At 67.8% G+C, this 7,584-nt stretch carries 7 protein-coding genes; 1 reads left to right on the forward strand and 6 read right to left on the reverse strand.

Annotated elements, in window-relative coordinates; genetic code table 11:
• A partial coding sequence (gene ppc, locus QOC69_RS28660) for a phosphoenolpyruvate carboxylase (protein WP_526445912.1) occupies window positions 1-1,862 on the forward strand: 1,862 nt, incomplete at its 5' end.
• A 30-nt stretch (window positions 1,863-1,892) separates the two neighbouring features.
• Here the strand turns inward: ppc and QOC69_RS28665 are convergent.
• From QOC69_RS28665 to tal, 6 genes are all read right to left on the reverse strand, one after another.
• Complete coding sequence (locus tag QOC69_RS28665; protein WP_526445913.1) at window positions 1,893-3,179, reverse strand: cytochrome P450 family protein; 1,287 nt, start codon at window positions 3,177-3,179, stop codon at window positions 1,893-1,895.
• Between the two features lie 14 nt (window positions 3,180-3,193).
• Entirely contained in the window at window positions 3,194-3,574 is a 381-nt protein-coding gene (locus tag QOC69_RS28670; protein WP_526445914.1) for an ATPase, read from the reverse strand.
• An 11-nt stretch (window positions 3,575-3,585) separates the two neighbouring features.
• The gene (gene pgl, locus QOC69_RS28675; protein ID WP_526445915.1) at window positions 3,586-4,323 is read right to left on the reverse strand and encodes a 6-phosphogluconolactonase; all 738 of its coding nucleotides are present in this window, start codon (window positions 4,321-4,323) and stop codon (window positions 3,586-3,588) included.
• Window positions 4,316-5,227, reverse strand: coding sequence for a glucose-6-phosphate dehydrogenase assembly protein OpcA (gene opcA / locus QOC69_RS28680; RefSeq protein WP_526445916.1), 912 nt, complete (start codon window positions 5,225-5,227; stop codon window positions 4,316-4,318). The genes pgl and opcA overlap by 8 nt, the downstream gene beginning before the upstream one ends.
• 75 nt (window positions 5,228-5,302) lie before the next feature.
• Entirely contained in the window at window positions 5,303-6,850 is a 1,548-nt protein-coding gene (zwf, locus tag QOC69_RS28685; RefSeq protein WP_526445917.1) for a glucose-6-phosphate dehydrogenase, read from the reverse strand.
• On the reverse strand, window positions 6,847-7,584 hold a 738-nt coding region (gene tal / locus QOC69_RS28690; RefSeq protein WP_526445918.1), incomplete at its 5' end, for a transaldolase. The genes tal and zwf, both read right to left, overlap by 4 nt.

The following is a 7,584-nucleotide window of genomic DNA, read 5'->3' on the forward strand; positions in this document are numbered from 1 at the left end:
CGGTGCGGCTGGTGAAGATCAGCGACGACCTGGCCGCCCTGGCCGACACCTGCGCCGAGCCGGCCCGCGCCGACGAGCCGTACCGGCGGGCATTGCGGGTCGTACACGGCCGCCTCACCGCCACCGCTGCCGAGATCCTCGATCGGCAACCCGAGCGGCTGCTCGATCTGGGCATGCCGCGATACGAGACGCCGGGGGAGTTTCTCGCCGATCTCGACGTCGTGGACGCCTCACTGCGGGCGAACGGCAGTGTGGTGCTGGCCGACGACCGGCTGGCGCGGCTGCGGGAAGCCGTGCGCGTGTTCGGTTTTCACCTGTCCGGTCTGGACCTGCGGCAGAACTCCGACGTGCACGAGGAGGTCGTCGCCGAGCTGCTGGCCTGGGCCGGCGTGCATCCCGACTACCGGTCGCTGCCGGAATCCGAGCGCGTCGAGGTGCTCGTCGCCGAGTTGGCCACGCGCAGGCCGCTGGTCGGCCCTGGCGCCGAGCTGTCCGAGCTCGCCCGCAAGGAACTCGACATCGTGACGGCCGGAGCCCGCGCGGTGAAGGTGTTCGGTCCCAACGCGGTACCCAACTACATCATCTCCATGTGCCAGTCGGTGTCGGACATGCTCGAGGCGGCGATCCTGCTGAAGGAGGCCGGTCTCCTCGATGCATCGAGCGAGGAGCCGTACGCTCCCGTCGGGATCGTGCCACTCTTCGAGACCATCGACGACCTGCAGCGGGGATCGGCGATTCTCGAAGCGGTACTGGACCTTCCGCTGTACCGAGCCCTGGTGCACGCCCGCGGTGAGCACCAGGAGGTCATGCTCGGCTACTCGGACTCCAACAAGGACGGCGGTTACCTCGCGGCGAACTGGGCGCTGTACCGGGCCGAGCTGGATCTGGTGGAGTCGGCCCGCAAGACGGGAATCCGGTTGCGGCTCTTCCATGGTCGCGGTGGCACCGTCGGTCGCGGCGGTGGTCCCAGCTACGATGCCATCCTCGCGCAGCCACCTGGCGCGGTGAAGGGGTCGCTGCGCATCACGGAGCAGGGTGAGGTGATCGCCGCCAAGTACGCCGAGCCGCGCACGGCACACCGCAACCTGGAGACGCTGCTGGCTGCGACGCTGGAGTCGACGCTGCTCGACGTCGAGGGCCTTGGCGACGAGGCAGGCCCCGCGTATGAGGTGCTCGACGACCTGGCTGCCAGGGCGCAGAAGTCGTACGGCGAACTGGTGCACGAGACACCGGGTTTCGTCGAGTACTTCAAGGAATCCACACCGGTCAGCGAGATCGGCGCGCTGAACATCGGCAGCCGCCCCGCCTCCCGCAAGCCGACCACGTCGATCTCCGACCTGCGGGCCATCCCGTGGGTGCTGGCCTGGAGCCAATCCCGCGTCATGCTGCCAGGCTGGTACGGAACCGGGACGGCGTTCGAGGACTGGGTCGCGGCGGGCCCGGAAACGGCCGAGGCCCGTCTCGGGGTACTGCAGGACCTCTACGTGCGGTGGCCGTTCTTCCGGACCGTGCTGTCCAACATGGCGCAGGTGCTGGCCAAGGCCGACATGGGGCTTGCCGCACGGTACGCCGAGTTGGTCGACGATGAAGCGCTGCGGCACAGGGTGTTCGACAAGATCGTCGACGAGTACCAACGCACCCTGCGGATGCATAAGCTGATCACCGGCCACGACGACCTGCTGGCCGACAACCCGGCGCTGGCCCGCTCGGTGTTCAACCGGTTTCCGTACCTCGAGCCGTTGAACCACCTGCAGGTCGAGCTGCTGCGGCGCTACCGCTCCGGTGACACCGAGGAACTGGTCCAGCGCGGCATCCTGCTCACCATGAGCGGGCTCGCCACCGCGTTGCGGAACAGCGGGTAACACCCTCCCTCGGGGCCGAGCGGATCGACGTCAGCGTCGCGCATAGTCGACGCGGCAGGGCCCCGCCGAGCGAGCCACGCCGCCGATCTGCGCGGGCACGGGTCGCGGGTAGTCGGCCCAACCGGGTGTCATGTCGTAGTGGCCGAGCAGGCGGGTCATCGCTGCGGTCATCGCGGCCAGCGAGAACGGTTGGGCGGGACAGGAATGTCGGCCGTGGCCGAACGCGGTCACCAGCATCGGCGAGGCCAACTCGCGCTGATCGGCCACGCGGTGGCGGTGCCACCGATCGGGGTCCCACCGCTCCAGACCCGGGGCCACCGATGTGTTGAGCAACGGCAGCAGCGTGGCGATCGTCCAGCCCGCGGGCACGTCGACGACACCGTCACCAGTGTCGAAGGCGACCGGTTCCAGCACGGCACGGGCCATGATCGAGCGCTGCGCCAACCGTGTGCTCTCCAGCGCACAACGCTGAGCCAGGTCGCGGTCACCCGCGATGACGAGCCGGAGCTGCTCCGGATGCACCAGCAGGTCGACGACCGCCCAGCCGAGTGCCGCCATGAGGTTCGACATCGACGCGATGTGGATGAGCGCCACGTCCATCGCGACGCCGCGGCGGCGCACCCCCGCGGGCTCCGACGCCCATGCCCCGACGATCCGCCCGAACAGCCCGTCCTCGGCCATCGAGTCCGAATCATGTTGTCGCACGGCTTCTTCGATCACCGTGGCGACCTCCTCCAGGGCGGCCCGCTCAGCCCGCATCTCCGACGCGGCGACCGCGGCCATCGCGTCCGGGTGCACGAACGCATCCGATCCGTCGAGCGTGTCGAACGCGGCGACCAGCCGCTCGAAGGTATCGCCGTCGGCACAGCCCGGCCCGGCCCACGACGCCAGCCCCATCCGGTGCCCGAGCCGCCGGGTCAGGGTGAACAGGTCGACCGAGCCGCGGTCGCCCAGCTCGGCCTCGGTGGCGTCGAGCGCGTGCTCGAGATTGGCCAGGTACGACGACACGTCGTCGCGCCGGAACAACGAACCGGGCAGCGTGCGCCTGCCGACGAACAGCTCGTCGGGCAGCTTGCGGCGTAACATCAGGTAGTCGGCGACGCCCTTGCTCGCCGAATCCTCCAACAGCGCGTAGAACGACTCGACGCCGGTGGGGGAGAACGTGAACAGGTAGTGGGTGCCGCCGCTGCGCAGTACGAACGAATCACCACACGCCGCGCGTGCCGACGCCACGGCGGCGACGGCGTCGTCGACGGGAACGTCCCACGGCAGGCCGACACCATCGGCGGTGGGCAGGACGTCCAGTGGTGCCCGCACTCGGTCGGGATCCCTCAGAGGCCGGTGGACTTGCGGACCGCGTTGACCGCACCGTGTACGGCGTTCTCCGTCGCGGCCCACGGCGCCATCACCGATTCGCCGATGCCCACGATGCGTTCGACGCGGTCCACGATGGCCTCGAGGCGTTCGACCACGGCGATCAGGCGGGGCGCCAATTCGTCGATGCGGGTGATGGTTTCGTTGAAGCGGGCTAGCGTGTCGTCTAGGCTGCTCGTCGACTTGTTGAGGTCGGTCAGCGTCTCGCCGAGATCGGTGAGCAGCGTGTCCACCTGCTCGACGGTGACGTCGGCGTTCAGCGCGGCCTGGGTCAATGTCTTGATCCGCTGCCGTCCGGTTGTGGCTGGGCGACTCCGGCCAGCCCCTTTATCTGCCATGGAGGTCATTACTACAACTTCGCCGCGGCGGCTTCGTCGAGGAGCCACACCGTGGCCTCGCGTCCGATCGCGCCAGCTGCTGGCACGTCCACCGCCTTCGCGCCGCCCACTGCGGCCGCCACCGCGTCGGCCTTCTCCGCGCCCGCGACCACCAACCACACCTCGCGTGAGCGCTGAACTGCGGGCAGCGTCAACGTGATGCGGAGCGGCGGCGGCTTGGGGGAGTCGGTGACCCCGACTACCAGGCGGGTGGCCTCGCTGACGGCGGGGGTGTGCGGGAACAGCGAGTTCACATGGCCCTCACCGCCCATGCCGAGCAGGTGCACGTCGAAGTCCGGTGCGGGCGCGCCGCTGCCCGCGGTGGCGGCCAGCACCTGCTCGTAGAACAGGGCGGCGGCATCGATGTCGTCGCCGAACTCTCCGTCGCTGGCCGGCATCGCGTGCACGTTGGCGGCGGGCACGTCGATGTGGTCGAGCAGCGCCTCTCGAGCCTGCTTGTCGTTGCGGTCGTCGTCGTCCGCGGGCACGTAGCGGTCGTCACCCCAGAACAGGTGCACCTTCGACCAGTCGATCGCTGCACCGTGGTCGCCGACGTGCTTGAGCAGCTTGACGCCCGTTCCGCCGCCGGTCAGCACGATGTACGCGACGCCGCGTGTGTCGACCGCGGCGATGATGGCGGCCACCAGGCGGTCGCCTACGGCGGAGACCAGAGCGTCGGCGTCGGCGTACGTCTCGATGACGTTAGACATACTCGACCTCGTCGATGCCCTGTAGGGCAGCGAAGTAGATCTCGTCGGCGTCGAGTCGACGCATGTCCTCGGCCAGGCATTCCCGGGTTTCCCTGCGCGCCAACGGAACTAGGGCATCCGGTTTGGCGGTGCGGGTCAGCGAGGCGGTGACGCCTTCCTGTGGGCGGCTGAGCGTGATGGTCTCGTCGGCACGGACCAGCTCGACCTTCAACTCACCGACGGCGCGCTTCACCGGACCGTCGATCCGGCTTGCCAGCCAGCCCGCCAGGATGTCGAGCGCGGGTTCGGTCTTCAGGCCCGACACCAGTGCGGACTGGATCGGCCCGAAGGGACCCTGGTCCAGGGTCGACGCCAGCAGCGCGCGCCAGTACGTGATGCGGCTCCATGCGAGATCGGTGTCGCCGGCGGTATAGCCCTGCAACCGACTCTTGATCGAGTGCAACGGGTCGACGTCGTTGGTGGCGTCGGTGATGCGACGAATCGCCAACTTGCCCAACGGATCCTGGGCGGGCACGTCCGGCGCGATATCCGGCCACCAGGTCACCACCGGCGTGTCGGGCAGCAGGAACGGGGTCACCACGCTGCTGGCGTGATTCGCGAGTGGGCCGGACAGTCGCAGGACGACCACTTCGTTGGCGCCCGCGTCCCGACCGACGCGGAGTTGTGCATCCAGTCGGGCGTCGGTGGCGAGCCGGTCGTCGGGAATCACCACGATGACCCGGCAGGGGTGCTCGCGACTGGCCGCGTTGGCCGCTTCGATCGACTCCTCGAGCATCGCTTGGGTATCGGGCGCGATGACGAGCGTCAACACTCGACCGAGTGTGATCGCGCCACCCTCCTCGCGAAGCTCGACGATCTTCTTGTTGATGACGTCGGTGCTGCTGTCCGGCAAGTCGACGATCATGGCTCGGCTCCTTCTCGTTCCGCTCCTCGCTCGTTCCTCGCTGCGATGCTCACTCGTCGTCGCCTTCGCGGATCATTACGGCCTTCTCCAATCCCGACCCGAACGGCGCAACATCTCGAACGCCGAGTCCGGGCCCCAGGTGCCGGACTCGTATGGATCGGGCTTGCCGTGAGCCGCCCAGAATTCCAGTGCGGGATCCAGGATCTTCCAGGACAATTCGACCTCCTCGTTGACGGGGAAGAGGGACGGTTCGCCGAGCAGCACGTCGAGGATCAGGCGCTCGTAGGCCTCCGGCGACTCCTCGGCGAACGCCGAGCTGTAGGAGAAGTCCATGCTGACATCGCGGACCTCCATGGCGTTGCCTGGCACCTTGGAGCCGAACCGCAGGGTTATCCCCTCGTCTGGCTGGACCCGGATGACCAGCGCGTTCTGGCCGAGTTCCTCGGTCATGGTGGCGTCGAACGGCAGGTGCGGTGCCCGTTTGAACACCAGCGCAATCTCGGTCACTCTGCGGCCCAACCGCTTTCCCGTGCGTAGATAGAACGGCACACCGGCCCACCGTCGCGTGTCCACGTCCAGGGTGATGGCCGCGAACGTCTCGGTGGTGGACGTCTTGGAGAAGCCCTCCTCGTCGAGCAGGCCGACGACCTTCGCGCCGCCCTGCCAGCCCGCCGTGTACTGACCTCGTGACGTGGTCTCGTCGAGCGGCTCGGCCAGGCGGGTCGCCGAGAGCACTTTGATCTTCTCGGCCTGCAACTCGGTCGGATGGAAGGTGACGGGCTCCTCCATCGCGGTGAGCGCCAGAAGCTGGATGAGGTGATTCTGGATGACGTCGCGGGCCGCTCCGACACCGTCGTAATACCCTCCGCGGCCGCCCAATCCGATGTCTTCGGCCATCGTGATCTGCACGTGGTCGACGTAGTGGGCGTTCCAGATCGGCTCAAACATCTGGTTGGCGAAGCGCAGCGCCAGCAGGTTCTGCACCGTCTCCTTGCCCAGGTAGTGGTCGATGCGGAACACCGACGACTCCGGGAAGACGCTGTTCACCAAGCCGTTGAGCGCTTCGGCGCTGGACAGGTCGTGGCCGAACGGTTTCTCGATGACCACCCGGCTCCAGCATCCATCGGGTTTGTTGGCCAGCCCCGTCGCGGACAACTGCTCGAGCACCTGCGGGAACGCGTTCGGCGGGATCGACAGGTAGAACGCATGGTTACCACCGGTGCCACGTTCGGCGTCCAGCTTCGCCAGCGTCTCGGCGAGATGCTCGAACGCTTTCTCGTCGTCAAACGTGCCCTGCACGAAGCGGATCCCCTCGGCCAAGCGGTCCCAGACCTCCTGGCGGAACGGGGTGCGGGCGTGCTGCTTGACCGCGTCGTAGACGACCTTGCTGAAGTCCTCGTCGGCCCAGTCCCTTCTGGCGAACCCGACCAGCGCGAACGTCGGCGGCAGCAGCCCGCGGTTGGCCAGGTCGTAGAGAGCGGGCATGAGCTTCTTGCGGGCGAGGTCGCCTGTCACACCGAAGATCACGACAGCACACGGCCCCGCGATGTGCGGCATCCGCTTGTCGCGCTTGTCCCGCAGCGGGTTCACCCAGTCAGCCGGGGTGCTGCTGCAGTCGCTCATTTCTTGGCGGCCTCCAACTGGGCCGCCGTGGCGTCGAGTAGTTCTTGCCACGACTTCTCGAATTTCTCGACGCCCTCGTTCTCCAGCACCAAGAAGACGTCGGTGAGGTCGATGCCGATGGCTTCCAGCTTGTCGAACACCTCCTGCGCCGCCTCCGACGTGCCCGAGACCGTGTCGCCGGTGACGACGCCGTGATCGGCGACGGCTTCCAGGGTCTTTTCCGGCATGGTGTTCACGGTGTTCGGCGCCACCAGTTCGGTGACGTACAGCGTGTCGGAGTAGTCGGGGTTCTTCACACCGGTCGATGCCCAGAGCGGGCGTTGCACGCGTGCCCCGTCGGCCTTGAGCACCTCGTATTGCGCGCCGCTGACGAACACGTCCTCGTAGGCCTTGTAGGCCAGCCGCGCATTGGCCACGGCCGCCTGGCCACGCAGCGCCAGCGCTTGTTCGCTGCCGATCTTCTCCAGCCGGGCGTCGATCTCGGTGTCCACCCGTGAGACGAAGAACGATGCGACGGAGTGGATGTTGTGCAGGTCGTGGCCGGCTTCCTTGGCCTTCTCCAGACCGGCCAGGTAGGCGTCCATCACGGCCTCGTGCCGCTCGACGGAGAAGATCAGCGTGACGTTGACCGAGATGCCCTCGGCGATGACGGCGGTGATCGCGGGCAGCCCCGCCTGCGTGGCCGGGATCTTGATCAGCAGGTTGGGCCGGTCGACGATCTTCCACAGTTCGAT

The sequence above is a fragment of the Mycobacterium sp. genome (genome assembly GCF_032162105.1).
In the GTDB taxonomy this organism is placed as follows: domain Bacteria; phylum Actinomycetota; class Actinomycetes; order Mycobacteriales; family Mycobacteriaceae; genus Mycobacterium.